Raw genomic sequence first — 25979 nt, 5'->3', positions numbered from 1 at the left:
AAGCTCCAAGCGGCAAGCTTCAAGAAAAAGCTTGGTATCCGCACTGGAGCCTGGCACTCGATGCTTGCTTCCTACTACGTACAGCTTGAGGCTTGCAGCTTGACGCTTGTGGCTCGATCAGTTGACCTGGGCGCCCTTGGCGATCCAGTCACCGACCAGCTTGCGCTCCTCGGTGGTCATCTGGGTGATGTTGCCCAGCGGCATGATCTGGCTGGCCACTGCCTGCGCCTGAATGCGCGCGGCCTGGGCCTGGATCTGCTGCGGGGTGTCGAACATCACGCCGGCAGGGGCGGCGCTGAACAGTGGGCTGGTCGGTTTGGCCGAGTGGCACACGGTGCAGCGTTCCTGAATGACATTGTGGATCTTGTCGAAGTCGCCAGCACCGGCCTGGGCCGTAGCCTGGGCCGGGGCTTCGGCAGGCGCTGCGGCGGCCTTGGCGGCCTCTTCGGCGCGTTGCTCGGCGGCGGTCTTGCCACCCACAGCCGTAGCCGGCAGAGGCTGGTACTCGATCTTCGCGGCGGCCTGCTCAGGGCTCACTGCCATCGGTTTGGGGCCGGTGACGTAGGCCAGGCAAATCATTGCCAGGGCACCGACAGGCAAGGTCCAGGCGTACTTGTTGCTGTCGTGGCGGGTGTTGAAGTAGTGGCGGATCAGCACCGCAGCTACCGCGATACCGGCCAGGATCAGCCAGTTGTACTGGCTACCGTAGGTGCTCGGGAAGTGGTTGCTGATCATGATGAACAGCACCGGCAGGGTGAAGTAGTTGTTGTGACGCGAGCGCAACAGGCCTTTGGCCGGCAGTACCGGGTCGGGCGTCTGGTTGTTCTCGATCGCGGCCACCAGCTGGCGCTGGGCCGGCATGATGATGCGGAACACGTTGCCGACCATGATGGTGCCGATGATCGCGCCGGTGTGCAGGTAGGCACCGCGGCCGCTGAACACCAGGCTGAAGCCCCAGCAGGCGGCGATGATCAGCACGAACAGCACGGCACCGAGCAACGCCGGCTTCTTGCCCAGCGGCGAGTCGCACAGGAAGTCGTAGATGAACCAGCCGGCGACCAGCGAGCCGATACCGATGGCCACGCCTTCGGCACCGCTGAGGGTACTGCCAGGGGCCAGCAGGTACAGCGTCGGGTTCCAGTAGAACACCACGCACAGCAAGGCGATACCGGACATCCAGGTGAAGTAGGCTTCCCATTTGAACCAGTGCAGGTTCTCGGGCATTTTCGGGGGGGCGAGCTTGTATTTCTCCAGGTGGTAGATACCACCGCCGTGAATCGCCCAGAGATCACCCGACAACCCATCGCGCGGGTTGCTTCGGTTCAGGTGGTTCTCCAGCCAGACGAAGTAGAACGATGCACCGATCCAGGCCACGCCGGTGATCATGTGAACCCAGCGAATGCTCAGGTTCAGCCATTCGTGAAGGTGTGCTTCCACAGTATGTACCTCTGCCGATCACCGAGAACGATGACCGACCTTTTCTTATTGGTGGGGATTGAGGATCAGCATCTGTTCCTCGGTGAAGTAATGCTCATCGCAGTTGTTGCCAGAACCGCTGCGATCAACCACCAGGAAGTCATCCCGCTTTTCGATCGTCAGCACCGGGTGGTGCCAGACGCCGCGATGGTAATTAACGCCCTGCCTGCCATTACTGCGGAAGGCACGGACCAAGCCTGATACAGGTGCATCGCCAATGGGCGCGACCACGATCAGAAAGGGGTTGCCGAGCAGCGGGATGAAAGCCTGGCTGCCCAGCGGGTGGCGTTCCAGCATGCGTACGGTCAGCGGCATGTCCAGCGCATCGGCGCGGAAGATGCTGATGATCGCCTTGTCTTCGGGCTCGGCGGTCTCGACCGTGGCGAGCTTGTGAAAGCGCATGGTCGAGCCGTTGTTGATCATGAAGTGGTCGCTGCCGTCGGTTTCGATCACGTCGCCGAAGGGAGCGAAGGCTTCTTTGGTCAGGGGCTCGATCATCAGGGTGCGCATGCGGGTCTCTCTTTTATGTTCGTTGTACTGAATGGGGGTCGGCTGCCGCTTACAGCTGCAGCAGGCGGAACAGGGCGATCAGGTTGATCTGTGCCAAGGCTTCCTTGAATTCGGCCTCGCTGTCGTTGTGGATGCGCTTTTCGAACGCGGCGAGTATCTGGTGCCGGTTGCTGCCTTTTACCGCCATGATGAACGGGAACTGGAACTTGGCCTTGTAGGCATCGTTCAGCTCGGTGAAACGGGCGAACTCTTCGGCGGTGCACTGGTGGATACCGGCGCCGGCCTGTTCGTTGGTGCTCGATGCGGTGAGCTCGCCCTGAATGGCGGCCTTGCCGGCCAGGTCCGGGTGAGCATTGATCAGTGCCAGCTGGTCAGTGTGACTGGCGCTGAGCAGGATATCGCTCATGCGCTGGTGCAGCGCCTCGACTTCGTCCAGCTCACCCAGTTGGCCCAGGTCATAGGCTTTTTCGGCGACCCACGGCGAGTGCTCGTAGATGTCGGCGAATACCTCGACGAAGGCGTCGCGGTCCAGGGCGGAGGGCTTGAGGGTCTTGAAGGCGGTCATCAGGCGTTCTCTTTCTTGTACGGGTGGGTGGTGTGCCAGTGGCGGGCGATGTCCACGCGACGGGCGAACCAGACCTGCTCGTGGCTCTTGGCGTAGTCGATGAAGCGCTTGAGCGCAGCCAGGCGCGCCGGGCGGCCGACCAGGCGGCAATGCAGGCCGATGGAGAGCATCTTCGGCGCTTCGGCGCCTTCGGCATAAAGCACGTCGAACGCGTCTTTCAGGTACTGGAAGAACTGCTCGCCACAGTTGAAACCCTGCACCTGGGTGAAGCGCATGTCGTTGGTGTCCAGGGTGTAGGGGATCACCAGGTGCGGCTTGCCGGTCGGGTTGTTCGGCTCCCAGTAGGGCAGGTCGTCGTCGTAGGTGTCGCTGTCGTAGAGGAAGCCACCTTCCTCCATCACCAGGCGGCGGGTGTTCGGGCCGGTGCGGCCGGTGTACCAGCCCACTGGGCGTTCACCGGTGATTTCGGTGAGGATGCGGATGGCTTCGAGCATGTGCTCGCGCTCCTGGGCCTCATCCATGTACTGGTAGTCGATCCAGCGGTAGCCGTGGCTGCAGATCTCGTGGCCAGCTTCGGCCATGGCGCGGATCACGTCGGGGTGGCGCTGGGCGGCCATGGCCACGGCAAAGATGGTGAGCGGGACGCCGCTGTCCTTGAACAGCTTGAGCAGGCGCCATACACCGGCACGGCTGCCGTATTCATACAGCGACTCCATGCTCATGTTGCGCTGGCCTTGCAGCGGCTGGGCAGCAACCATTTCGGAGAGGAACGCTTCGGACTCCTTGTCGCCGTGCAGGACGTTGCGTTCGCCACCTTCCTCGTAATTGAGCACGAAAGACAGCGCGATGCGAGCGTTGCCCGGCCATTGCGGGTGAGGAGGGTTGTTGCCGTAACCGATCAGGTCGCGAGGATAGTCAGCGCTCACTGCAGTCTTCCTTCTTGTGCGTTGGTGCGGGGGGTGGGCGGGCCGCGTCGGGATGTCGCACCACCGGATGGGCTGATTGTATACAACTTATGAAATCTTTTGTAAGCCTGTTTTTCCGCATTTCTGCCCTTTTGTCGCTTCACTGCCAGCAAGAAATACAGTGCAAGAAACCTGCCTGATTGGTCAGATAATGAAGTGGACGTCGTTATCCCGCCTGTATTCGCGACTGCTGGGTCGTTTGTGGGCAAGGTGCGGTGGGGGGGCGACCGATGGGTCTAAAAAATTGTGTACAATTTTGCGGTGGAATGTCTTAATAGCGTCATTCGCGCCTGCCGCAGGCCCTGTTTGGGTGCGCTGGCGAGTATTTCTTGCCCACAGATTGAACAAGAGGCGACACGCAATGGGACGTTTGACCACACACGTACTGGATGCCGCGCATGGCTGCCCGGGCAGCTCGATCAAGGTCGAGCTGTACCGTGTCGAAGGCCAGCAACTGGAGCTGGTGAACACCGCCCTGACCAACAGCGATGGCCGCGTCGACGCGCCGCTGTTGCAAGGCGACGACTACCGCACTGGCGTCTACCAGCTGCAGTTCAGCGCAGGCGACTACTACCGCGCCCGCGGTGTGCAACTGCCGGCCCAGGCGTTCCTGGATGTTGTGGTGCTGCGCTTTGGCATCGACGAGCAGCAGGAGCACTACCACGTGCCGCTGTTGATCTCGCCGTACAGCTATTCGACCTACCGTGGAAGCTAGTTGGTCGCTAGAAGAATCTTCGTAGGTCCTTTGGCCCGCTCTCACACTGGCGGGCTTTTTTTCGTCTGGTGTTTTTGTACTGGCTGTGCCGACCTTTATCGGCGCAAAGGCCGGCACAGCCTGCAGCAACGAAGAAAGGGCGCCGAGGCGCCCTTGGTGGGTACGGCGAGGTTCAGAGGAACACGAACTTGGCAATGAAGATCGCGCACAGCACCCACAGGCTGGCGGAGATTTCCTTGTACTTGCCGGTACCTGCCTTCAATGCCACATAGCTGATGAAGCCCAGGGCGATGCCATCGGCGACCGAGAAGGTCAACGGCATCATGATCACCGTGACGATCGCCGGAATGCTGTCGGTAGCCTCATCCCAATGGATGTGCGCCATGCTGCCCATCATCAGCATGGCCACGTAGATCAGCGCACCTGCTGTTGCGTAAGCCGGAATCATCCCGGCCAGCGGGGCGAAGAACATTGCCGCGACGAACAGCAAACCGACCACCACCGCCGTCAGGCCGGTGCGGCCACCTGCCGCAACCCCGGCAGCACTTTCCACATAGCTGGTCACCGGCGGCACACCCACCACCGCGCCGAACACGCTCGATGCACTGTCGGCCTTCAACGCCCGCGACAGGTTCTCGATACGGCCGTCCGGTGCTACCAGATTCGCCCGCTGGGCCACACCCATCAGCGTGCCGGCCGTATCGAACATGTGCACGAACAGGAACGCCAGCACCACGCTGATCATGCTGACGTTGAACACGCCCGCCACGTCCATCGCCATCCAGGTCGGTGCCAGGCTCGGCGGCATCGACATCACCCCGCCAAATTTCACCAGGCCCAGCCCCCAGCCGGCCAGGGTCACGCCGATGATGCTGATCAGGATCGCGCCGAACACGCGCTTGTAGCTGAGGATGGCGATCAGCAGGAAGCACACCGCCGCCAGCAGTGGCCCTGGCTCATGCAGCGAGCCCAGCTTGATCAGTGTGGCGGGGCTGTCGACGATGATGCCGGCGGTTTTCAGGCCGATCAGCCCGAGAAACAATCCGACGCCGGCCCCCATGGCATGGCGCAGGCTGACCGGGATGCTGTTGAGCAACCATTCGCGCACTTTCGACAAGGTCAGGAACATGAACAGCACGCCCGAAACGAAAACGGCCCCCAGCGCGGTTTCCCAGTTGTAGCCCATGGTGCCGACCACGGTGTAGGTGAAGAAGGCGTTGAGCCCCATGCCCGGCGCCAGGCCCACCGGCCAGTTGGCGTACAGGCCCATCAGCAGGCAACCCAGCGCCGCGGCGATGCAGGTGGCGACGAAGGCGGCGCCATGGTCGATGCCGGCGTCGGCCATGATGTTGGGGTTGACGAAGATGATGTAGGCCATGGTGATGAAGGTGGTCACCCCGGCGATCAGTTCGGTTTTGACGGTGCTGCCGTGTTGCTTGAGTTTGAAAATCCGCTCCAGCCAACTCGTTTCGAGCGGCGGGGCAAGATCCAGCGTAGGGGCTTCGGATTTGCGGCTTTCCACAGCGTGTACTCCTCAAGTCTTTCTTGTTGTTGTGGGGGCCAGTTCCTGCGCCATGCACTTGGTGGCCCCGCGAGGTGAGGCAGACGTCCGACCGTTTTGTTGACTTATGGGTCAAGAAGTTGCTCGATGGATTATGCTTTTGTGTACAAAGAATGCAAATAATGTTTTATGTTTTGTGCGCGCAATGCGTCGTACAACGGCTATATAGCGAAAACGCCCCCTGCGGAATCGCCTCAGCCTGTGTACAATGGCGCCATACTTTCTCTTCGTGCCTCGAGAGCCCATGAACGAACAGCTGCAACCTCTGAAGAAACCTGCACGGGTCGGCAAGGCCGGCCGCAGCGGTACCCAGGACGACATCGTCTACGCGCACATTTTCGAGGCGATTCTTGAACAGCGGCTGGCCCCGGGCACCAAGTTGAGCGAGGAAGCGCTGGGCGAAATCTTCGGCGTCAGCCGCACCATCATCCGCCGCGCCCTGTCGCGGCTGGCTCACGAGAGCGTGGTCTTGCTGCGGCCCAACCGCGGCGCCGTGGTGGCCAGCCCGACCGTTGAAGAGGCGCGCCAGGTGTTCTTCTCGCGGCGCATGGTAGAACGGGCCATTACCGAACTGGCCGTGCAGCATGCCACCGCCGAGCAACTGAACGAGCTGCGGCAAATGGTGCGTGAAGAGCGTGACAGCTTCTCGCGCGGCGACCGTGGTGCCGGTATCCGCCTGTCCGGCGAGTTCCACCTCAAGTTGGCCGAGGCAGCGGGCAATGCGCCGCTGGTCAGCTTCCAGCGCAGCCTGGTGTCGCAGACCTCGCTGATCATTGCCCAGTACGAAAGCGGCACGCGTTCGCACTGCTCGTATGACGAACACATGCAGCTGATCGACGCCATCGAGGCGCGCGATGCCCAGCAGGCGGTGAGCCTGATGATGCACCACATGGACCACATCGACAGCAAGCTGAACCTGGACGAGGAAAGCGCCTCGGACGACCTGCATGCGGTGTTCTCGCATTTGCTGAAAAAGCCCAAGGTTTCCGTCAAGGGCTGATCGTTTGCCTGGTTAGCCCCAGGGGTGTGCATGTGTGCTCAGCCCTGGGGCTGCTCTGCAGCCCATCGCGACACAAGGCCGCTCCTACCAGGGCTGTGGCGGCTAGCGCTGGTGCACGCAACGCCCGGCAGCGTAGGTTTCACGCACGGTGCGGTCGTCACCCAGGGTGGTCAGCACGAACAGGGTCTCTTCAATGCTGTTGGACTGCTGAATGCGGTAGTCCAGCAGCGGCGTGGCCTTGTAGTCCAGCACCACGAAGTCGGCATCGTTGCCGGGGCGCAGGCTGCCGATGCGGTCGTCCAGGCGCAGCGCACGGGCGCCGCCGAGGGTGGCCAGGTACAGTGACTTGAACGGGTGCAGGCGCGCGCCTTGCAGTTGCATCACCTTGTACGCCTCGTTCAGGGTGTTGAGCAGCGAGAAGCTGGTCCCGGCGCCGACGTCGGTGCCCAGGCCCACATTGACCTTGAAGCGCTCGGCCTGCGGCAGGTTGAACAGGCCGCTGCCGAGGAACAGGTTGGAGGTGGGGCAGAAGGCCACGGCCGAGCCAGTTTCGGCCAAGCGCTGGCACTCGCCGTCGCACAGGTGCACGCCGTGGGCGAATACCGAGCGCTCGCCCAGCAGCTCGAAGTGGTCATAGACGTCCAGGTAACCCTTCTGCTCAGGGAACAGCGACTTGACCCAGTCGATTTCCTTGAGGTTTTCCGACAGGTGCGTGTGCATGTACACGCCCGGGTGCTCCTTGAGCAACTGGCCGGCCAGGGTCAACTGTTCAGGCGTACTGGTCGGGGCGAACCGCGGGGTAACGGCGTAGTGCAGGCGGCCCTTGCCGTGCCAGCGTTCGATCAGCGCCTTGCTTTCGGCATAGCCGGACTCGGCAGTGTCGGTCAGGTAGTCCGGGGCGTTGCGGTCCATCATCACCTTGCCGGCGATCAGCCGCAGGTCCAGGCGCTCGGCCTCTTCGAACAGGGCATTCACCGATTCCGGGTGCACGCTGCCGAATACCAATGCGGTGGTGGTGCCGTTGCGCAGCAGTTCCTTGAGGAAGATCTTCGCCACCTGGTCGGCGTGGGCCTTGTCGGCAAACTGCTTTTCGCACGGGAAGGTGTAGGTGTTCAGCCAGTCCAGCAACTGCTCGCCGTAGGAGCCGATCATGCCGGTTTGCGGGAAGTGGATGTGGGTATCGATGAAACCCGGGGTGATCAGTGCGTCCTGGTAGTGCTCGACCGGAAAGTCGGCGGCCAGGGTCGGCAGCAGCTCGCTGGCGTGGCCAACGGCGCTGATGCGGCCATCGTCGACGACCAGCAGGCCGTCTTCGTAGTATTCATGGGATGCCTCCAGGCCCACCTCGGCAGGGTCAGCGATGCTGTGCAGGATGGCGGCACGGTAGGCTTTGCGGGTAACGGTCATAACTCACTCGTCAAAGGGCTTGGCTGCGCCGGGAGGGCGGCAGCAACTGGGCAATGGGGCCGGCATTGGCGGCAGCGTCGTGCTGGCCAAAGCAGGCGTTGTAGGTGGCGATGATTTCACCGGCGATGGACACCGCGATCTCGATGGGCAGCTTGCCCTTGACCTCGGCCAGGCCCATCGGGCAGCGCATGCGCGCCAGCAGCGCGTCGTCGTAGCCCCGCTCGCGCAGGCGGTGCTCGAACTTGACCCGTTTGGTCTTCGAGCCAATCAGGCCGAACCAGGTGAAGTCGTTGCGCTTGAGAATGGCGGCGGTCAGTTCCAGGTCGAGCTGATGGTTGTGGGTCATGACGATGCAGTAGCAACCTGGTGGCAGCTGTGCCACTTCGTCGACCGGCTCTTCACTGACCACCTTGGTCACCCCGTTGGGGATGAATTCGGGGAATTCCTGTTCACGCGAGTCGACCCAGCGCACCCGGCAGGGCAGGGCGGCGAGCAAGGGTACCAGAGCGCGGCCGACATGGCCCGCGCCGAACACGGCGATGTGCGCCTGCACGGCAGCCATGGGTTCGAACAGCAGCACGGTGACGCCGCCGCAGCACTGGCCCAGGCTGGCGCCGAGGCTGAAGCGTTCCAGGTGCGGCGTGGTGCGTTGTGCTTCAAGCATTTGCCGGGCGATATGCAGGGCCTTGTATTCCAGGTGGCCACCGCCGATGGTGTCGAACAGGCCGCTGGCGCTGACCACCATCTTCGAGCCGGCATTGCGCGGGGTCGAGCCGCGTTCCTCGATGATGGTCACCAGTACGCAGGCTTCGCCACGGGCCTGGTGGTCGGCGAGGGCGTTGATCCATTGGTGCATGATGCGACCTCTCTAAAGATCGACACGGCCCCCTTGTAGGAGCGGCCTCGTGTCGCGAATGGGCTGCACCGCAGCCCCGACAATCTATGCAGTAGCCAAGATCTTGGGGCCGCTTCGCGACCCTTTCGCGACACAAGGCCGCTCCTACAGGGCCTTGCGTTGTCAGTGGGTGACGGTTTCCAATTCCTGTTCAGACGGTTGCTGCTGGGCCACCGCCTTTCGCATCTGCTCACACCCCCACAACACCCGCTCCGGCGTTGCCGGCGCGTCGATGTTCGGCTGCACGCGGTAGTCGGCAAGGCTCGCCACGGCATCCTTGATCGCGCACCAGGCGGAAATGCCGAGCATGAACGGCGGCTCGCCCACGGCCTTGGAGTGGAACACGGTGTCTTCCGGGTTCTTGCGGTTTTCCACCAGCTTCACGCGCAGGTCCAGTGGCATGTCGGCCACTGCCGGAATCTTGTAGCTGGCCGGGCCGTTGGTCATCAGCTTGCCCTTGGCGTTCCACACCAGTTCCTCGGTGGTCAGCCAGCCCATGCCCTGGATGAAACCGCCCTCTACCTGGCCAATGTCGATGGCCGGGTTTAGCGAGTCACCGACATCGTGCAGGATATCGGCGCGCAACATCTTGTATTCACCCGTCAGGGTGTCGACGATCACCTCCACACAGGCAGCGCCGAAGGCGAAGTAGTAGAACGGCCGGCCACGGGCCTGGCTGCGGTCGTAGTAGATCTTCGGCGTGCGATAGAAGCCTGTGCTGGACAGCGACACCTGGGCAAAGTAGGCCTGCTGCACCAGCTGCTCGAAACTGACGATCTGATCGCGCACCCGCACATGGCCGTTGCGGAACTCGACGTCTTCCTCGGTCACCTGGTAGTGCCGTGCGGCAAACTCGGTCAGGCGTTTCTTGAGGATCTCGGCCGCGTTCTGCGCCGCCTTGCCGTTCAGGTCGGCACCGCTCGAGGCGGCCGTGGGCGAGGTGTTAGGCACTTTGTCGGTATTGGTGGCGGTGATCTGGATACGGCTGAAATCCACCTGGAAGATCTGTGCCACCACCTGCGCCACCTTGGTGTTCAGGCCCTGGCCCATTTCGGTGCCGCCATGGTTCAGGTGGATGCTGCCATCGGTGTAGATGTGGATCAGCGCACCGGCCTGGTTGAGGAAGGTGGCGGTGAACGAAATGCCGAATTTGACCGGGGTCAGGGCCAGGCCTTTCTTCAGCACCGGGCTGTTGGCGTTGAAGCGGCGGATCGACTCGCGGCGCTCGGCGTAGTCGCTGCTGGCCTCCAGCTCGGCGGTCATCTCTTCGAGCATGTTGTGCTCGACGGTCTGGTAGTAATGGGTGACGTTGCGTTCGGTCTTGCCGTAGTAGTTGGCCTTACGCACCGCCAGGGGGTCACGGCCCAGGTGGCGGGCGATATGGTCCATCACCTGTTCGATGGCAACCATGCCCTGCGGGCCGCCAAAGCCGCGGTACGCCGTGTTGGAGGCGGTGTTGGTCTTGCAGCGGTGACCATGCACGGTGGCATCGCCCAGGTAGTAGGCATTGTCGGAGTGGAACATGGCGCGGTCGACGATCGAGCCAGACAGGTCGGGCGAATAGCCACAGTTGCCGGCCAGTTCCAGATTGATGCCATGCAGGCGCCCATTCTCATCGAAGCCCACGTCGTACTCGACGTAGAACGGGTGGCGCTTGCCGGTCATGGTCATGTCTTCGACCCGCGGCAGGCGCATCTTGGTCGGCTGGCCGGTCAGGCGCGCCACCACCGCGCACAGGCAGGCCGGGCTGGCGGCCTGGGTTTCCTTGCCGCCAAAGCCGCCGCCCATGCGACGCATGTCCAGCACCACCTTGTTCATCGGCACGTCGAGTACTTCGGCGACCAGCTTCTGCACTTCGGTGGGGTTCTGCGTGGAGCAGTAGACGATCATGCCGCCATCTTCGGTAGGCATCACCGAGGAAATCTGCGTTTCCAGGTAGAAGTGCTCCTGGCCACCGATGTGCAGGGTGCCCTGGAGGCGGTGCGGGGCGCTGGCCAGGGCGCTGGCGGAATCGCCGCGCTGGTGGGTGTGGCTGTCGAGCACGAAGTGCCGCTTGCGCAGCGCGTCGACCACGTCCAGCACCGGTTCCAGGTCCTCGTACTCGACGATTGCGGCCATGGCCGCCTTGCGTGCGGTGTCCAGGTCGCGTGCAGCCACGGCCAGCACCGGCTGGCCGAAGAACTCGACCTTGTCGATAGCCAGCAGCGGGTCACCCGCCACCACCGGGCCAATGTCCTTCAGGCCAGGGATGTCTTCGTGAGTGATGGCGATGCGCACGCCCTCGAAGGCATAGCACGGCGCGGTGTCGATGCGCAGGATGCGCGCATGGGCACGGTCGGCGGTGCGGGCATAGACGTGCAGCTGGTTGGGGAATTCCAGACGGTCGTCGATGTACAGCGCCTCGCCGGAAACATGTTTGTCGGCGCTGTCGTGCTTGACGCTGCGGCCAACCCCGGTGGTCAGGTGCTGGCTGAACAGTTCGGCCATCTCGGCCTGGCTCTTGGCTACATGGTGGTTAGACATAAGCGGTCACCCGGGTTTCGATGTGCGGCGATTGCTGTTCGATGAAGTACTTGCGCAGCAGGTTCTGCGCAGTCAGCAGGCGGTATTCCTTGCTGGCGCGGAAGTCGCTGAGCGGGGTGAAGTCTTCGGCCAAGGCCTGGCAGGCACGCTCGATGGCCGCCGCGTTCCAGGGTTTGCCGCGCAGCGCGGCTTCGCAGGCGCGCGCGCGCTTGGGTATCGCTGCCATGCCGCCGAAGGCGATGCGCACACCACTGACCACCCCGTCCTCGATGCTCAGGTTGAAAGCGCCGCACACGGCGGAGATGTCGTCGTCCAGGCGCTTGGATACCTTGTAGGCACGGAACGCCCAGTCGCGGCTGGCGCGTGGCACGATGATCTTCTCGATGAACTCGCTGTCCTGGCGGGCAGTGATGCGGTAGTCGATGAAGTAGTCCTCCAGCGGCATCATCCGTTGACGTTCACCCTGGCGCAGCACCACCTGCGCATCCAGGGCGATCAGCAGGGGTGGCGAGTCGCCAATCGGTGAGGCATTGCCAATGTTGCCACCGAGGGTGCCCTGGTTGCGGATCTGCAGTGAGGCGAAGCGGTGCAGCAGGGCGCCGAAGTCGGGGTACTCGTCGTTCAGGGCGCCGTAGCAGTCGGTGAGCGGCGTTGCAGCGCCGATTTCCAGGTGGCTGGCGGTTTTCTCGATGCGTTTGAGTTCGGCGACGTGGCCCACGTAGATCATCACCGGCAGGGTCTTGTGGAACTGGGTGACTTCCAGGGCCAGGTCGGTACCGCCGGCCAGCAGCCGCGCCTCTGGGTGCGAGCTGTACAATTCGGCAAGATCCGCCACGGTCAGTGGCACCAGGCAGCGCTTGTCGCCGCTGTTCAGTTCACCGGTCTGGGTGGGGGCAATGGCCTTCAGGCGGCTGATGGTATGCGCCTGCTGGGCATCGAACTGGTCGCGGCAAGGCTGGCGGCAGCTCTGCTCGGCGGCGTCGAGGATCGGCCGGTAGCCGGTGCAGCGGCACAGGTTGCCGGCCAGGGCCTCCTGGGCCTGGTGCAGGTCGGCGCCGTCGCTGTTCTTTTGCAGGGCAAACAGCGACATCACGAAGCCGGGTGTGCAGAACCCGCATTGCGACCCATGGCAGTCGGCCATGGCTTGCTGCACGCTGTGCAGCTGGCCCTGGTGCTTGAGGCCCTCGACGCTGATCAGTTGCTTGCCATGCAGCGACGAGACGAAGGTCAGGCACGAATTGAGGCTGCGGTAGCGCAGGCTGTCGTTGCCCTGTGCGTCCTGGGTCAGTTCACCGACCACCACGGTGCAGGCGCCGCAGTCACCGCTGGCGCAGCCTTCCTTGGTGCCGGGTTTGCCCAGGTGCTCGCGCAGGTACTGCAGCACCGTCATGTTAGGGTCCAGGGCGTGCTCACTACGCAGCTCCTGATTGACGAGAAACTGGATCACGGGGATGGCCTCGCAATGGTTTTATTGTTGTTGGGCGGACTCTAAGCAACACCTGTCCAGTAGGTCAATATTTTTCTGACCCAAGGGTCAAGAAATTGCGCATGGTCTCGCCCAACCCTGTTCATTGCCCATATTGCAAGCATAGATCGCGCCGGGCCCGCGGTTGTCTGCTGGGTCAAATAAACCGCCTGCCCCCTCTGCGCGACCAATGGTCAAGTGCGCTACACTTCGCCCCTTGTGCCCAGTTCAATGATTTTGAAGGAAAACCATGACGTTCAAGGCCCCGGACAGCCTCTCCGAGCAGATTGCCGATTACCTGGCCGAACGCATCATCCGCGGCGAGCTGGCGCCCGGCGAGCGCATTCAGGAGCAAAAGGTTACGCAGGCACTCAATGTCAGCCGCGGTTCGGTGCGCGAGGCGTTGCTGATTCTCGAACGCCGCCACCTGGTGGCGATCTTGCCGCGCCGCGGTGCCCATGTCACCGAGCTGGACGAACGCAGCGTGCGCAGCCTGTGCGCGCTGATGGGCGAGTTCTATATCCTGCTGGGCAATGCGGTTGCACAAAAATGGCGCACCGAAGCCGACCTGCGCCCGTTTCTGGAGATTCAGCAGCGGCTGCAGCGCGCCCACGACCGGCTGGACATCAAGGCTTTCGTCGGTGACAGCTTCGCGGTGATGCGCGCCGCCTATCCGTTTGCCGATAACCCTTTCTTGCAGGAAACCGTGGAAAACCTGCAGCCGGCCATGAGCCGTGCCTATTACCTGGCGCTGGACCAACGCCAGGCCAACATGATCGATTACCTCGACCTGTTCGCCCGCCTGCTCGAAGCGGTGGTCGCCCGTGACCTGCCGCACATTCGCGAGGTGCTTACCGCTTACTGCCAGCGCAGCTGCGAACTGGTGCTGGCGGCACTGGCCCGAGGCTGACCGATGCGCCTCAAATGCATTCGCCTGGCCGGCTTCAAGTCGTTCGTCGACCCGACCACGGTCAATTTCCCCAGCAACATGGCGGCCGTGGTCGGCCCCAACGGCTGCGGCAAATCCAACATCATCGACGCGGTGCGCTGGGTGATGGGCGAGAGCTCGGCGAAGAACCTGCGCGGCGAATCGATGACCGACGTCATCTTCAACGGCTCCAGTGGGCGCAAACCGGTCAGCCAGGCCAGCATCGAGCTGGTCTTCGACAACAGCGAAACCACCCTGGTCGGCGAGTATGCCGCGTACGCCGAAATTTCCATCCGCCGCAAGGTCACCCGCGACGGGCAGAACAGCTACTACCTGAACGGCACCAAGTGCCGCCGGCGCGACATCACCGACATTTTTCTCGGCACCGGGCTGGGGCCGCGCAGCTACTCGATTATCGAACAGGGCATGATCTCCAAGCTGATCGAGGCCAAGCCCGAAGAGTTGCGCAATTTCATCGAGGAAGCCGCCGGCATCTCCAAATACAAGGAGCGCCGCCGCGAAACCGAGAACCGTATCCGCCGCACCCAGGAAAACCTGGCACGCCTGACCGACCTGCGTGAAGAACTGGAACGCCAGCTCGAGCGCCTGCACCGCCAGGCCCAGGCCGCGGAAAAGTACCGTGAGTACAAGGCGCAGGAGCGCCAGCTGAAAGCGCAGTTGTCGGCCTTGCGCTGGCGCGACCTGGACGAGCGGGTACGCCAGCGCGAGTCGGTGATCGGTGACCAGGGCGTGGCCCACGAGGCACTGGTGGCCGAGCAGCGCAACGCCGATGCCAGCATCGAGCGCCTGCGTGACGGCCATCACGAGTTGTCCGAGCGGTTCAACCAGGTGCAGGGCCGTTTCTATTCGGTGGCCGGTGACATTGCCCGGGTCGAGCAGAGTATCCAGCACGGTCAGCAGCGCCTGCGCCAGTTGCAGGACGACTTCAAGGAGGCCGAGCGCACCCGTTTGGAAACCGAGTCGCACCTGGGGCATGACCGCACCTTGCTGGCGACCCTGGGCGAAGAGTTGGCCATGCTCGAACCCGAGCAGGAAATGACCCTGGGCGCCGCCGAAGAAGCTGCGGCGGCGCTGGAAGAGGCCGAGCTGGCCATGCACGGCTGGCAAGAGCAGTGGGACAGCTTCAACAGCCGCTCTGCCGAACCGCGCCGCCAGGCCGAAGTGCAGCAGGCGCGCCTGCAGCAGCTGGAGGCCAGCCTGGAGCGCCAGGCCGAGCGCCAGCGCAAGCTGGGCGAAGAGCGCGAGCAACTGGGGAGCGATCCGCAGGACGCCACCCTGCTGGATCTGGCCGAGCAGCTGGCCAGCAGCGAAATGTTGCTGGAAGAACTGCAGCTTTCCGAAGATCAGGTGGTCGAGCGTCTGGAAAGCGCGCGCGGGCAGTTGCAGCAGGCTACCCAGGCCCAGCAGCAGGCGCAGGGCGACCTGCAGCGCCTGGGCGGCCGCCTGGCATCCTTGGAAGCGTTGCAGCAGGCAGCCCTGGAGCCGGGGGCGGGCGCCGCAGACTGGCTGCAGGGCCAGGGCCTGCAGCAGCAGCCACGCTTGGCCGAAGGCTTGCGGGTAGAACCGGGCTGGGAGCTTGCCGTAGAAACCGTGCTCGGCGCTGACCTGCAGGCCGTGCTGGTGGACGATTTCAACGGCCTCGATTTTGCTGGTTTGGAACAAGGCGAGCTGCGCTTGCTGCAGGCCAGCGATGCCAGCGCGTCGTTGCCCGGCAGCCTGCTGGAAAAGGTCGAAGGCCGTGTCGATCTGGCACCCTGGCTGGGTCAGGTCATGCCTGTCGAAGACTTGGCCCAGGCGCTGGCGCAGCGCACAGCGCTTGGCGACGGGCAGAGCCTGGTCAGCCGCGATGGCTACTGGGTTGGCCGGCACTTTCTGCGGGTGCGCCGTGGCGGTGAGGCCGAAGGCGGTGTGCTGGCGCGTGGCCAGGAAATCGACCGCCTGGGCCAGGAACAACTGCAGCAGGAAGCGGCGTTGGAACAGCTTGAGCAACAGTTGCAAACCCTGCGCGAGCAGCAGCTGGACCTGGAAGAACAGCGCGAGCAACTGCGCCGCCGCAGCCAGGAAGAAAACCGCCTGCACGGTGAACTGAAAGCCAGCCTCTCGGCCAGCCGTGCCCGCGCCGAACAGGTCGAGCTGCGCCGCCGGCGCTTGCAGGAAGAACTGGCCGAACTGGAAGAACAGCGCGCCCTTGAGCACGAACAACTGGGCGAAGCCCGCTTGTTGCTGCAAGAGGCGGTGGAGCTGATGGCCCAGGACACCGAGCAGCGCGAGCAATTGATGGCCCGCCGCGACGCCCTGCGCGAAAGCCTCGACCGGGTGCGCCAGGAGGCCCGCCAGCACAAGGACCACGCCCACCAGCTGGCCGTGCGGCTGGGCTCGCTGCGTGCGCAGCATGACTCCACCCGCCAGGCCCTGGAGCGCCTGGAGCAGCAAGCAGCAAGGCTGACCGAGCGCCAGGAGCAACTGAGCCTGAACCTGGAGGAGGGCGAGGCACCACAGGAGGAGTTGCGCCTGAAGCTCGAAGCGCTGCTGGAACTGCGCATGAGTGTTGACGAGGAAATGCGCCTGGCGCGCCTGCACATGGACGAAGCCGACCGCGAATTGCGCGAGGCCGAGAAGCGCCGCACGCAGGCTGAGCAGCAGGCGCTGTTGTTGCGCGGCCAGCTGGAGCAGCTGCGGCTGGAGTGCCAGGGCCTGGATGTGCGGCGCAAGACCCTGCAGGAGCAGCTGCTGGCCGACGGTTACGACCTGCAAGGGGTGCTCGCCACCCTGGAGGCCGATGCCAGCGAGCAGGGCACCGAACAGGCGCTGGAGCAACTCGAGGCGCGTATCCAGCGCCTGGGGGCGATCAACCTCGCCGCCATTGAGGAGTACGAGCAACAATCCGAGCGCAAGCGCTACCTGGATGCCCAGGACGCCGACCTGGTGGAGGCGCTGGAGACCCTGGAAAACGTCATTCGCAAGATCGACAAGGAAACCCGCAACCGCTTCAAGGATACCTTTGATCAGATAAATGCCGGATTACAGGCACTTTTCCCAAAAGTTTTCGGTGGTGGCAGCGCTTATCTGGAACTGACGGGCGAAGATCTACTCGATACAGGGGTGACGATCATGGCGCGACCGCCGGGCAAGAAGAACAGCACCATCCATCTGCTGTCCGGCGGCGAAAAGGCACTGACCGCATTGGCGCTGGTGTTTGCCATCTTCAAGTTGAACCCCGCACCGTTCTGCATGCTCGACGAAGTCGATGCGCCGCTGGACGATGCCAACGTCGGGCGCTACGCGCGCCTGGTCAAGGAAATGAGTGAGAGCGTGCAGTTCATCTACATCACCCACAACAAGATTGCGATGGAGATGGCCGATCAACTGATGGGGGTAACCATGCATGAACCCGGTTGTTCACGTCTTGTTGCAGTTGATGTGGAGGCCGCCATGGCCATGGTCGATGCGTGATGTGCGACGATGCGGGCACTTTCTCCAACGAAATGCCCCCGTCATGTGCGACAGACGGTGTAAAGTTGTCTTTGGTCGTGCTAGCTTAATGTCACTCGTTTATTGCGTGGGTAAAACGCCTGTCAGAACATAGAGTTGGCGCCACGTGTTAAAGGGCTTTGAACCCTTTGTTTTCAAGCATATTTTTATAGAGGCACGGGATTACATGGAAATCGGTCTGCGCGAGTGGCTGATCCTCATCGGCATCATTGTCATTGCCGGTATTCTTTTCGACGGCTGGCGCCGCATGCGCGGCGGCAAAGGCAAGTTGAAATTCCGTCTGGACCGCAGTTATTCCAACCTGCCGGACGAAGAGGGCGGCAGTGCCGAAGTACTCGGCCCGTCGCGGGTACTGGATACCCATAAAGAACCGGAACTGGACGAAAGCGACCTGCCTTCGCTCAGCGCCTCGGCGCGTGACCGCGAGCGCGAGCCAAAGCCGGCCAAGGCCAGCAAGCGTGGCAAGCGCGCCACAGCCGCGGCCGATGTGCAGCAGGGCGACCTGGGCCTGAGCGCCGAGCCGCGCGAGCCCGACCTGTTCACCGACAGCGACGACGACTTCGCCGCCGAAAACACCCGTGGCAACCCGGCGCCCGCTGCCAGCAGCAGCGTCAAGGAGCTGCCGCCGGCCGAAGAGGTGCTGGTCATCAGCGTCATTTCCCGCGACGAGGGTGGCTTCAAGGGCCCGGCATTGTTGCAGAACATTCTTGAAAGCGGCCTGCGCTTCGGCGAAATGGACATCTTCCACCGCCACGAAAGCATGGCCGGCCACGGCGAAGTGCTGTTCTCCATGGCCAATGCGGTCAAGCCTGGGGTGTTCGACCTGGACGACATCGACCATTTCAGCACCCGTGCGGTGAGCTTCTTCCTCGGCCTGCCTGGCCCACGTCATCCGAAGCAGGCCTTTGACGTGATGGTGGCGGCCGCGCGCAAGCTGGCCCATGAACTGAACGGTGAGCTCAAGGACGACCAGCGCAGCGTGCTGACCGCCCAGACCATCGAGCACTATCGCCAGCGCATCGTCGAGTTCGAGCGCCGTGCGCTGACCCAGAAGCGCTGACAGATCCAACGAAAGAGCAGCCTGAGGGCGTGCTGGCCGGTTCGGGTGTTGTTACCTGTTCCGGCCCTGTCGCCGGCAAGCCAGCTCCCACAATTGCCTGTGGGAGCTGGCTTGCCGGCGACAGGGCCAGGGCAGGCAATCGCTAGTCCAGACCCCAGCCGCCACCCCAGGCTGCTCTTTTGCTTTGCAAGAGAAGACAAACTCCATGACCGCCGAAACCCGTATCCACGAACTGCGTGCCGAACTCGACCAGCACAACTACCGCTACTACGTGCTCGACGAGCCCAGTGTGCCCGACGCCGAATACGACCGCCTGTTCAACGAGCTCAAGGCGTTGGAAGCCGAACACCCGCACCTGGTTACCCCCGACTCGCCCACCCAGCGCGTCGGCGGTGCGGCCCTGTCGGCCTTTAGCCAGGTGCGCCATGAAGTGCCCATGCTCAGCCTGGGCAACGCTTTCGAGGAGGCCGACCTGCGTGAGTTCGGCCGCCGCGTGGTGGACGGCCTCGATCAGCCCGGCGCGGTTGACTACAGCTGCGAACCCAAGCTCGATGGCCTGGCCGTTAGCCTGCTGTACCGCGACGGCCTGCTGGTGCAGGGTGCCACGCGCGGCGACGGCACCACTGGCGAAGATATCAGCGCCAACGTACGCACCGTGCGCAACATTCCGCTGAAGTTGCACGGCGAGGGCTGGCCCGCGGTGCTGGAAGTGCGTGGCGAGGTCTACATGAGCAAGGCCGGCTTCGACCGCCTCAATGCAGCCCAGGCCGAAGCCGGCGGCAAGACCTTCGCCAATCCGCGCAACGCGGCTGCCGGTAGCCTGCGCCAGCTCGATTCGAAAATCACGGCCAGCCGCCCGCTGGAGTTCTGCTGCTACGGCGTCGGTCAGCTGTCTGCCAGCATCGGCGACAGCCATATCGCCATCCTTGAACAGCTCAAGGCTTGGGGCCTGCCGATCAGCCGCGAGCTCAAGCATGCGGCAGGGATCGAAGAGTGCCTGGATTACTACCGCGACATCGGCGAGCGGCGCAACAGCCTGCCGTATGAAATCGATGGTGTGGTATTCAAGGTCAACAGCCTGGCCGCCCAGCGTGAACTGGGCTTCCGCGCCCGTGAACCGCGCTGGGCAATCGCCCACAAGTTCCCGGCCATGGAAGAGCTGACCGAGGTGCTGGACGTCGAGTTCCAGGTCGGCCGTACCGGTGCGGTCACCCCGGTGGCGCGCCTGAAACCGGTCAAGGTGGCGGGCGTGACCGTGTCCAACGCCACCCTGCACAACATGGACGAAATCGCCCGCCTGGGCCTGCGCATTGGCGACACGGTGATCATCCGCCGGGCCGGCGACGTGATCCCGCAGGTGATGCAGGTGGTGCTGGAGCGTCGCCCGGACGATGCCCGCCCGGTTGCCGTGCCAAGCGAGTGCCCGGTGTGTGGCTCGCAAGTCGAGCGCACCCAGCTGGTCAAGCGCAGCAAGGGCAAGGAAACCACCAGCGAAGGGGCGGTGTACCGCTGTGTCGGCCGCCTGGCCTGTGGTGCGCAGCTCAAGCAGGCGATCATTCACTATGTGTCGCGTCGCGCCATGGACATCGACGGGCTTGGCGAAAAAAGTGTCGAGCAGTTGGTGGACGAAGGCCTGATCGGCTCGCCGGCTGACCTGTACAAGCTGCAGTTCGAGCAGGTGGTCGGCCTGGAAGGCTTCGCCGAGGTGTCCACCCGCAAACTGCTGGAGGCCATCGAAGCCAGCAAGCGGCCAAGCCTGGCGCGTTTCATCTATGCGCTGGGCATACCGGATGTGGGTGAGGAGACGGCCAAGGTGCTGGCCCGTTCGCTGGGCAGCCTGGCGCGCGTGCAGCAGGCCTTGCCGCAGGTGCTGACGTATCTGCCGGACATTGGCCTTGAGGTCGCCTACGAGATTCACAACTTCTTCGAAGACGAGCACAACCAGAAGGTTATCCAGCAGTTGCTCGACAGCGGCATGCACCTGCAGGACGAAGGCGAGTTGGCCGCCGAATTCGCGGCCAGCACCAGCTTGGCCGGCATGATCGCCAAGCTCGACATCGCTTCGGTAGGCCCAACTGGTGCCGAGAAACTGGTAGCCAAGCTCGGCAGCCTGGACAAGATCATCGCTGCCGACGGCATCGACCTGCGCCAGGCACTGGCGGCCAAGCAGGCGGATGCGGTGCGTGAATTCTTCAAGGATGAGGCCAACCAGCAACTGGCGCGCGCGATCGAGGCGCAGTTGCTGGCGTTCGGCATGCACTGGACCAGCGAGAAGAAAGTCGCCGAAGGTTTGCCGCTGGCCGGCCAGACCTGGGTGCTGACCGGTACCCTGGAGCGCATGAGCCGCGATGTGGCGAAGGACAAGCTGGAGAGCCTTGGCGCCAAGGTGGCCGGTTCGGTGTCGGGCAAGACCCAGTGCGTGGTCGCAGGGCCGGGGGCTGGATCGAAGCTGGCCAAGGCTAGCGAGCTGGGCGTGAAGGTGCTGGACGAAGAGGCCTTCGTCGCGTTCCTGGCCGAGCAGGGCATCACTATTTAAGTCCCTGCGCGCGCCACTTGTGGGAGCGGGCATGCCCGCGAACACCGGCAAAGCCGGTGCCATCCATCGCGTAGCTTGCTTCGCGGGCACGCCCGCTCCCACAGGCCTCGCGCCAGTCTTGCCTGCAGCGCCACCCCAACCCAGACAAGTCATTGAGAAATGATGACTTTTTCTGCTCCCAGAGGTTGTATCTGCCCCCAAGACCGGTACAATGGCGCCACTCGCTGCTCAGCGAGGCATGTAGTGGTGGCCCCATCGGTCCCCCCGCATTGATTACCCGTTAACCTGGTCAGGCCCGGAAGGGAGCAGCCATAGCGGGAACATCGAGTGCCGGGGTGTGGCTGGTGGGGCCGCCTCCATTTCCGGGGTCGGAAAACCTCAATCTGCTGCGAATCCCTTCTTTCTGTCCTGCTTCTCGCCCAATGCTCCCACCGCCGACAGCTTCATCAGTCGCTGGAATTTAGGCAGGCCAGGTGATCTCCCTAAGGGCGCTGCGCCGCATGTCGCCAGCCCTTGCTCTCCGCCTCTAGGTGCCTACCCATGTCACAGGCAGCACGCGAGCTCGAATCGGCCGCAATATCCTGTGGGAGCGGGCGTGCCCGCGAAACAGGCGACGCGGTATAGGCACCAGCTTCACCGTAGATCGCCTGCAAGCCAGCGACCACAGGGAGCGTGCTGGCTTGCAGCCTCTGTACATCACCAGCGCTTCTGTTTCACGGGCGAGCGACAGACGGGTTGTCGCTACGGCCCATCCCTGCATACCGCTGGAGGATCCGCTCGACTTCCCCCGTCTGCTTCAGCCGCACCAAGGCCCGCAGCAGCCCTTGGGTGGGTATCGCCGGGTCGTTGCGCACCATGCACCCCAGGTCCTGCTCCTCCAGCACTGCCAGCACTTGCAGTTGCCGAGCTGCCGGCTGCCCCTGGTTGAACCACTGCAGCGACAACTCGTTGCTCACTGCATGGCGATAGCGGTGGGCTTGCAGTTTCTGCAGGACCAGCAGCTGGCTGCGGCTGTCTTCGCGGCTCAGCCGGCCTTGGTCCAGCAGGGGTTGCAAGGTTGGATAGGTGTACCCCAGCACTGTACCGATGGCCTGGGGCGGCAGTTGTTCTGCTGCGACCGGGTTGCTGTCGCCAAGGCGCCCCACCAGCACGTCGCGCTGGTGGAACAGCGGGATGCTCCAGACAAAGTCCCCCGGGCGGTCATTGAACCACTGCGTGCTGACGTAGCAGCGCACATCAATGTCACCGCTGTTCATGGCCTCCTGCAAGCGCAGCCTGGCCATCACGTGGTACTGCGGGCGTACCCCTGCTTCCCGGGCCAGCGCCTGTACAAGGTCATAGACCAGGCCCTCGACCGGCTGGTCATCTTCAATCCGCACCAGCGGCATGCTCCAGCTTTCAGCCACGGAAAAACGCAGCACCGGCTGTTCTGCCACGCTCTGGGTAGCCCAGACCAACAGCAAGGCCAGCAGTTTTCGCAAAAGCATCTCCTCCCTGGACAACAGGCGCCCGATTCATAGCTTAGACGAGCTGCGCAGGGTGCAATTTTGCCCCCGCTCCGCTAGCATTAGCGATCTTCCGCTCGATCAGGCTACGATGGTTTTTCGATGAGTTATCAGGTTCTTGCACGTAAATGGCGTCCGCGCTCGTTCCGCGAAATGGTCGGCCAGACCCATGTGCTCAAGGCCTTGATCAATGCCTTGGACAACCAGCGCCTGCACCATGCCTACCTGTTCACGGGTACTCGTGGCGTGGGCAAGACTACCATTGCCCGTATCATCGCCAAATGCCTGAACTGCGAGACGGGCATCACCTCCACGCCCTGCGGCACCTGTTCGGTGTGCCGGGAGATCGACGAGGGCCGCTTCGTCGACCTGATCGAAATCGACGCCGCCAGCCGTACCAAGGTCGAAGACACCCGCGAACTGCTCGATAACGTGCAGTACGCGCCCAGCCGTGGGCGCTTCAAGGTCTACCTGATCGACGAAGTGCACATGCTCTCGACGCACTCGTTCAATGCCTTGCTCAAGACCCTGGAAGAGCCGCCGCCGTACGTCAAGTTCATCCTGGCCACCACCGATCCGCAGAAGCTGCCGGCCACCATCCTGTCGCGTTGCCTGCAGTTCTCGCTGAAGAACATGAGCCCAGAGCGGGTGGTCGAGCACCTCAGCCATGTGCTGGCTGCGGAGAGCGTCCCGTTCGAGGCAGATGCCCTGTGGCTGTTGGGCCGCGCCGCCGACGGTTCCATGCGTGACGCCATGAGCCTGACCGACCAGGCCATCGCATTCGGCGAAGGCAAGGTGCTGGCCGCCGATGTGCGGGCCATGCTCGGTAGCCTCGACCACGGGCAGGTCTATGGGGTGCTGCAGGCGCTGCTCGAGGGCGATGCCCGGGCCCTGCTGGAGGCCGTGCGCAACCTGGCCGAGCAAGGGCCGGACTGGGCTGGCGTGCTGGCGGAAATGCTCAACGTGCTGCACCGTGTAGCCATCGCCCAGGCGCTGCCCGAGGCAGTGGACAACGGCCAGGGCGACCGTGACCGGGTGCTGGCGCTGGCCCAGGCATTACCGGCCGAGGATGTGCAGTTCTATTACCAGATGGGCCTGATCGGTCGGCGTGACCTGCCGCTGGCGCCGGACCCGCGTGGTGGCTTCGAGATGGTCTTGTTGCGGATGCTCGCCTTCCGCCCGGCCGACACCGACGATGCGCCGAAACCGGTGCTAAAGCCAGTGGGGATCAGCCAGGCCACAGCTGATCCTGCCAACCCGGTGGCAGCCCCTGCGCCTGCCGTGCCGCCGCCCGCCGCCGAGCCTGCGCCCGCTGCGCCCGCGCCGCTGGTAGTGCCGCCGCCAGCCACGGTGGACCATGAGCCCGAGCTGCCCGCAGACGCCGAGCTGAGGGCCGAAGTCGAGGCCATTTCGGTGCCTGAGCCCGTCGCCGAGGTGGTCGACCTGCCGTGGGAGGACCCAGCCCCGACCAGCGCGCCTGTTGCCGAGCCCGCGTCAGCCCCGCGGCCGACCCCGCAGGCCGCGCCTGCAGCAGCACCTGCCGTGCATGACGAGCCGCCTTTCGACCCGTCTGCCTACGCCGCCGTTGGCATGGACCGGGACGACGAGCCGCCGCTGGACGAAGACTACTATGGCGGCGAAAGCGATCCGGTTGGCTTCAGCTACCTCGACGAGTTGGCCGAACACGTTCAGGAAGAAGCCCCTGCGCCCGCGCCTGCCCCGTTGCCAGCCGCCAAGCCGGCCACCGGTCTGGCCCTGCAATGGCTGGAATTATTCCCACAGTTGCCTGTCTCGGGTATGACAGGCAACATCGCAGCAAACTGTACGCTGATTGCCGCCGATGGCGACGACTGGCTGCTGCACCTGGACCCAGGCCAGGGTGCGCTGTTCAACACGACCCAGCAGCGGCGCCTTAACGAGGCGCTCAACCAGCATCTGGGGCGCACGTTGAACCTGCGCATAGAACTGGTCCTGCCCGACCAGGAAACCCCGGCCCAGGCCGCCGCGCGCAAGCGGGCCGAGCGTCAGCAGGGCGCCGTCGCCTCGATCGAGCAGGATCCATTGATCCAGCAGATGATCAAGTTGTTCGGTGCCAAGGTGCGGCAGGATACTATTGAGCCTGTAGAAGCCCTGGCCAACCAGGGCCAGTAACGGATAACCCTGCGGCCGGCCCGGCGCCGGGCCGCATCAAATGACCCAATCGAGGTATACCCCCATGATGAAAGGTGGCATGGCCGGCCTGATGAAGCAGGCCCAGCAGATGCAGGAAAAAATGCAGAAAATGCAGGAAGAGCTGGCCAACGCCGAAGTCACCGGCCAGTCTGGTGGCGGCCTGGTGAGCGTGGTGATGACCGGTCGTCACGACGTCAAGCGCGTCAGCATCGACCAGAGCCTGATGTCGACCGATGAAGATGACAAGGAAGTGCTGGAAGACCTGATCGCCGCTGCGTTGAACGATGCAGTGCGCAAGGTGGAGCAGAGCAGCCAGGAAAAAATGGGCGGCATGACCGCCGGCATGCAGCTGCCGCCGGGCTTCAAGATGCCGTTCTAAGGCATGCGCCCTCGAAAACCGCCGCTGACACCAGCGGCGGTTTTTTTTGTGCGTACTGGCAGCCGCCGCGGTCATTATTCTTGACCCGGCGCGCTCCCACCCGGAGGCTGATTTGACGCCACTGCCCCCGCTGGGTATAAACCGCCCCTTATTGAATTGTCAGGCCTTCCCCATGAGCTTCAGCCCCCTTATCCGCCAATTGATCGACGGCCTGCGCATCTTGCCAGGTGTAGGCCAGAAAACCGCCCAGCGCATGGCCCTGCAACTGCTCGAGCGTGACCGTAGCGGGGGGCTGCGCCTGGCCCAGGCTTTGACCCAGGCCATGGAAGGGGTAGGGCATTGCCGGCAGTGCCGCACCTTGACCGAGCAGGACCTGTGCCCACAGTGTGCTGACCCGCGGCGTGACGACACCCAGCTGTGTGTGGTCGAGGGGCCGACCGATGTGTATGCGGTCGAGCAGGCCGGCTACCGCGGCCGTTACTTCGTGCTCAAAGGCCACCTGTCGCCACTGGACGGCCTGGGGCCGGAGGCCATCGGCATTCCGCAACTGATGGCGCGGATCGAAGAGCAGGGTACCTTTACCGAGGTGATCCTGGCGACCAACCCGACCGTGGAAGGCGAGGCGACGGCGCATTACATCGCGCAACTGCTCAATGAAAAAGGCCTGGTGGCCTCGCGCATCGCCCATGGTGTACCCCTGGGCGGGGAGCTCGAACTGGTGGATGGCGGAACACTGGCCCATGCCTTTGCCGGGCGGCGGCCGATTTCGCTCTGAAGCTGCAAGCTGCAAGCTACAAGCTAAAA

19 protein-coding genes, 1 other RNA gene and 1 pseudogene are annotated in these 25979 nt (G+C 63.6%); 10 read left to right on the top strand and 11 right to left on the bottom strand.

Going from position 1 to position 25979, the window contains the following annotated elements; translation table 11 throughout:
- Positions 1–117: 117 nt before the first annotated feature.
- The 4 genes from DMX12_RS10100 to puuE are packed head-to-tail and all read right to left on the bottom strand — an operon-like array spanning position 118 to position 3477.
- Positions 118–1437 (bottom strand): urate hydroxylase PuuD, encoded by a 1320-nt coding sequence (locus tag DMX12_RS10100; protein ID WP_029885695.1) that lies wholly within the window; start codon positions 1435–1437, stop codon positions 118–120.
- Between the two features lie 45 nt (positions 1438–1482).
- Complete coding sequence (locus tag DMX12_RS10095) at positions 1483–1986, bottom strand: ureidoglycolate lyase (protein WP_009683933.1); 504 nt, start codon at positions 1984–1986, stop codon at positions 1483–1485.
- Between the two features lie 49 nt (positions 1987–2035).
- A complete protein-coding gene (gene uraD / locus DMX12_RS10090; protein WP_054911344.1) occupies positions 2036–2551 on the bottom strand; it encodes a 2-oxo-4-hydroxy-4-carboxy-5-ureidoimidazoline decarboxylase in 516 nt (171 codons plus the stop codon).
- Positions 2551–3477: an allantoinase PuuE gene (gene puuE / locus DMX12_RS10085; RefSeq protein WP_110677352.1), complete on the bottom strand. Its 927-nt coding sequence runs from the start codon at positions 3475–3477 to the stop codon at positions 2551–2553. Before puuE ends, uraD begins: the two co-directional genes overlap by 1 nt.
- 400 nt (positions 3478–3877) lie before the next feature.
- Here puuE and uraH point away from each other — a divergent pair, with 400 nt between their 5' ends.
- Entirely contained in the window at positions 3878–4231 is a 354-nt protein-coding gene (gene uraH, locus DMX12_RS10080; RefSeq protein WP_003259496.1) for a hydroxyisourate hydrolase, read from the top strand.
- A 172-nt stretch (positions 4232–4403) separates the two neighbouring features.
- Here uraH and DMX12_RS10075 read toward each other — a convergent pair whose 3' ends face one another.
- Positions 4404–5753: an NCS2 family permease gene (locus DMX12_RS10075; protein ID WP_009683929.1), complete on the bottom strand. Its 1350-nt coding sequence runs from the start codon at positions 5751–5753 to the stop codon at positions 4404–4406.
- A 283-nt stretch (positions 5754–6036) separates the two neighbouring features.
- Between DMX12_RS10075 and DMX12_RS10070 the strand changes: the two genes are divergently transcribed.
- Positions 6037–6792, top strand: coding sequence for a GntR family transcriptional regulator (locus tag DMX12_RS10070; protein WP_054890194.1), 756 nt, complete (start codon positions 6037–6039; stop codon positions 6790–6792).
- A gap of 102 nt (positions 6793–6894) precedes the next feature.
- Here DMX12_RS10070 and guaD read toward each other — a convergent pair whose 3' ends face one another.
- From guaD to xdhA, 4 genes are all read right to left on the bottom strand, one after another.
- The gene (gene guaD / locus DMX12_RS10065; RefSeq protein ID WP_110677350.1) at positions 6895–8199 is read right to left on the bottom strand and encodes a guanine deaminase; all 1305 of its coding nucleotides are present in this window, start codon (positions 8197–8199) and stop codon (positions 6895–6897) included.
- Positions 8200–8209: 10 nt separating this feature from the next.
- Positions 8210–9055 carry a xanthine dehydrogenase accessory protein XdhC gene (gene xdhC / locus DMX12_RS10060; RefSeq protein WP_054881413.1) on the bottom strand — a complete coding sequence of 282 codons (846 nt, stop codon included), beginning with the start codon at positions 9053–9055 and terminating at the stop codon, positions 8210–8212.
- A 162-nt stretch (positions 9056–9217) separates the two neighbouring features.
- Positions 9218–11617 (bottom strand): xanthine dehydrogenase molybdopterin binding subunit, encoded by a 2400-nt coding sequence (gene xdhB / locus DMX12_RS10055; RefSeq protein WP_110677348.1) that lies wholly within the window; start codon positions 11615–11617, stop codon positions 9218–9220.
- Positions 11610–13064: a xanthine dehydrogenase small subunit gene (gene xdhA / locus DMX12_RS10050; RefSeq protein ID WP_110677346.1), complete on the bottom strand. Its 1455-nt coding sequence runs from the start codon at positions 13062–13064 to the stop codon at positions 11610–11612. Before xdhA ends, xdhB begins: the two co-directional genes overlap by 8 nt.
- A gap of 268 nt (positions 13065–13332) precedes the next feature.
- Between xdhA and DMX12_RS10045 the strand changes: the two genes are divergently transcribed.
- The 5 genes from DMX12_RS10045 to ffs all read left to right on the top strand — a co-directional run bounded on the left by DMX12_RS10045 (position 13333) and on the right by ffs (position 21469).
- The gene (locus tag DMX12_RS10045) at positions 13333–13992 is read left to right on the top strand and encodes a GntR family transcriptional regulator (RefSeq protein ID WP_009683923.1); all 660 of its coding nucleotides are present in this window, start codon (positions 13333–13335) and stop codon (positions 13990–13992) included.
- Between the two features lie 3 nt (positions 13993–13995).
- Positions 13996–17484 carry a chromosome segregation protein SMC gene (smc, locus tag DMX12_RS10040; protein ID WP_110677344.1) on the top strand — a complete coding sequence of 1163 codons (3489 nt, stop codon included), beginning with the start codon at positions 13996–13998 and terminating at the stop codon, positions 17482–17484.
- A gap of 205 nt (positions 17485–17689) precedes the next feature.
- Entirely contained in the window at positions 17690–18583 is an 894-nt protein-coding gene (gene zipA / locus DMX12_RS10035) for a cell division protein ZipA (RefSeq protein WP_054881417.1), read from the top strand.
- Positions 18584–18788: 205 nt separating this feature from the next.
- The gene (gene ligA, locus DMX12_RS10030; RefSeq protein WP_110677342.1) at positions 18789–21119 is read left to right on the top strand and encodes an NAD-dependent DNA ligase LigA; all 2331 of its coding nucleotides are present in this window, start codon (positions 18789–18791) and stop codon (positions 21117–21119) included.
- A 253-nt stretch (positions 21120–21372) separates the two neighbouring features.
- Positions 21373–21469: signal recognition particle sRNA small type (gene ffs, locus DMX12_RS10025), an RNA gene on the top strand.
- Positions 21470–21497: 28 nt separating this feature from the next.
- Here the strand turns inward: ffs and DMX12_RS30260 are convergent.
- A pseudogene (locus tag DMX12_RS30260) lies at positions 21498–21655 on the bottom strand (MerR family transcriptional regulator); the annotation flags it as partial.
- A 177-nt stretch (positions 21656–21832) separates the two neighbouring features.
- Positions 21833–22606 carry an ABC transporter substrate-binding protein gene (locus DMX12_RS10015; RefSeq protein WP_110677339.1) on the bottom strand — a complete coding sequence of 258 codons (774 nt, stop codon included), beginning with the start codon at positions 22604–22606 and terminating at the stop codon, positions 21833–21835.
- A gap of 120 nt (positions 22607–22726) precedes the next feature.
- On the opposite strand from DMX12_RS10015, the gene dnaX reads away from it, so the two are divergent.
- From dnaX to recR, 3 genes are all read left to right on the top strand, one after another.
- Positions 22727–24775, top strand: a complete 2049-nt coding sequence (gene dnaX, locus DMX12_RS10010) for a DNA polymerase III subunit gamma/tau (protein ID WP_110677336.1) — start codon at positions 22727–22729, stop codon at positions 24773–24775.
- A gap of 64 nt (positions 24776–24839) precedes the next feature.
- Positions 24840–25175: a YbaB/EbfC family nucleoid-associated protein gene (locus DMX12_RS10005; protein WP_003254305.1), complete on the top strand. Its 336-nt coding sequence runs from the start codon at positions 24840–24842 to the stop codon at positions 25173–25175.
- A gap of 172 nt (positions 25176–25347) precedes the next feature.
- The gene (gene recR / locus DMX12_RS10000) at positions 25348–25950 is read left to right on the top strand and encodes a recombination mediator RecR (RefSeq protein WP_009683911.1); all 603 of its coding nucleotides are present in this window, start codon (positions 25348–25350) and stop codon (positions 25948–25950) included.
- Positions 25951–25979: the final 29 nt, after the last annotated feature.

The sequence above is a fragment of the Pseudomonas sp. MB-090624 genome (genome assembly GCF_003205245.1).
Classification (GTDB): Bacteria; Pseudomonadota; Gammaproteobacteria; order Pseudomonadales; family Pseudomonadaceae; genus Aquipseudomonas; species Aquipseudomonas juntendi.
The sequence above is the reverse complement of the archived record's forward strand: the minus strand, read 5'-3'. Positions and strand labels throughout refer to the sequence as shown.

What these genes read in the sequence shown, in the direction of transcription:
- DMX12_RS10005 (WP_003254305.1), top strand. Translation starts at nt 24,840, where the DNA reads ATGATGAAAGGTGGCATGGCCGGCCTGATGAAGCAGGCCCAGCAGATG.
- DMX12_RS10045 (WP_009683923.1), top strand. Translation starts at nt 13,333, where the DNA reads ATGACGTTCAAGGCCCCGGACAGCCTCTCCGAGCAGATTGCCGATTAC.
- DMX12_RS10095 (WP_009683933.1), bottom strand. Translation starts at nt 1,986, where the DNA reads ATGCGCACCCTGATGATCGAGCCCCTGACCAAAGAAGCCTTCGCTCCC.
- xdhC (WP_054881413.1), bottom strand. Translation starts at nt 9,055, where the DNA reads ATGCACCAATGGATCAACGCCCTCGCCGACCACCAGGCCCGTGGCGAA.
- uraD (WP_054911344.1), bottom strand. Translation starts at nt 2,551, where the DNA reads ATGACCGCCTTCAAGACCCTCAAGCCCTCCGCCCTGGACCGCGACGCC.
- DMX12_RS10015 (WP_110677339.1), bottom strand. Translation starts at nt 22,606, where the DNA reads ATGCTTTTGCGAAAACTGCTGGCCTTGCTGTTGGTCTGGGCTACCCAG.
- xdhB (WP_110677348.1), bottom strand. Translation starts at nt 11,617, where the DNA reads ATGTCTAACCACCATGTAGCCAAGAGCCAGGCCGAGATGGCCGAACTG.
- DMX12_RS10070 (WP_054890194.1), top strand. Translation starts at nt 6,037, where the DNA reads ATGAACGAACAGCTGCAACCTCTGAAGAAACCTGCACGGGTCGGCAAG.
- recR (WP_009683911.1), top strand. Translation starts at nt 25,348, where the DNA reads ATGAGCTTCAGCCCCCTTATCCGCCAATTGATCGACGGCCTGCGCATC.
- zipA (WP_054881417.1), top strand. Translation starts at nt 17,690, where the DNA reads ATGGAAATCGGTCTGCGCGAGTGGCTGATCCTCATCGGCATCATTGTC.
- ligA (WP_110677342.1), top strand. Translation starts at nt 18,789, where the DNA reads ATGACCGCCGAAACCCGTATCCACGAACTGCGTGCCGAACTCGACCAG.
- guaD (WP_110677350.1), bottom strand. Translation starts at nt 8,199, where the DNA reads ATGACCGTTACCCGCAAAGCCTACCGTGCCGCCATCCTGCACAGCATC.
- uraH (WP_003259496.1), top strand. Translation starts at nt 3,878, where the DNA reads ATGGGACGTTTGACCACACACGTACTGGATGCCGCGCATGGCTGCCCG.
- dnaX (WP_110677336.1), top strand. Translation starts at nt 22,727, where the DNA reads ATGAGTTATCAGGTTCTTGCACGTAAATGGCGTCCGCGCTCGTTCCGC.
- smc (WP_110677344.1), top strand. Translation starts at nt 13,996, where the DNA reads ATGCGCCTCAAATGCATTCGCCTGGCCGGCTTCAAGTCGTTCGTCGAC.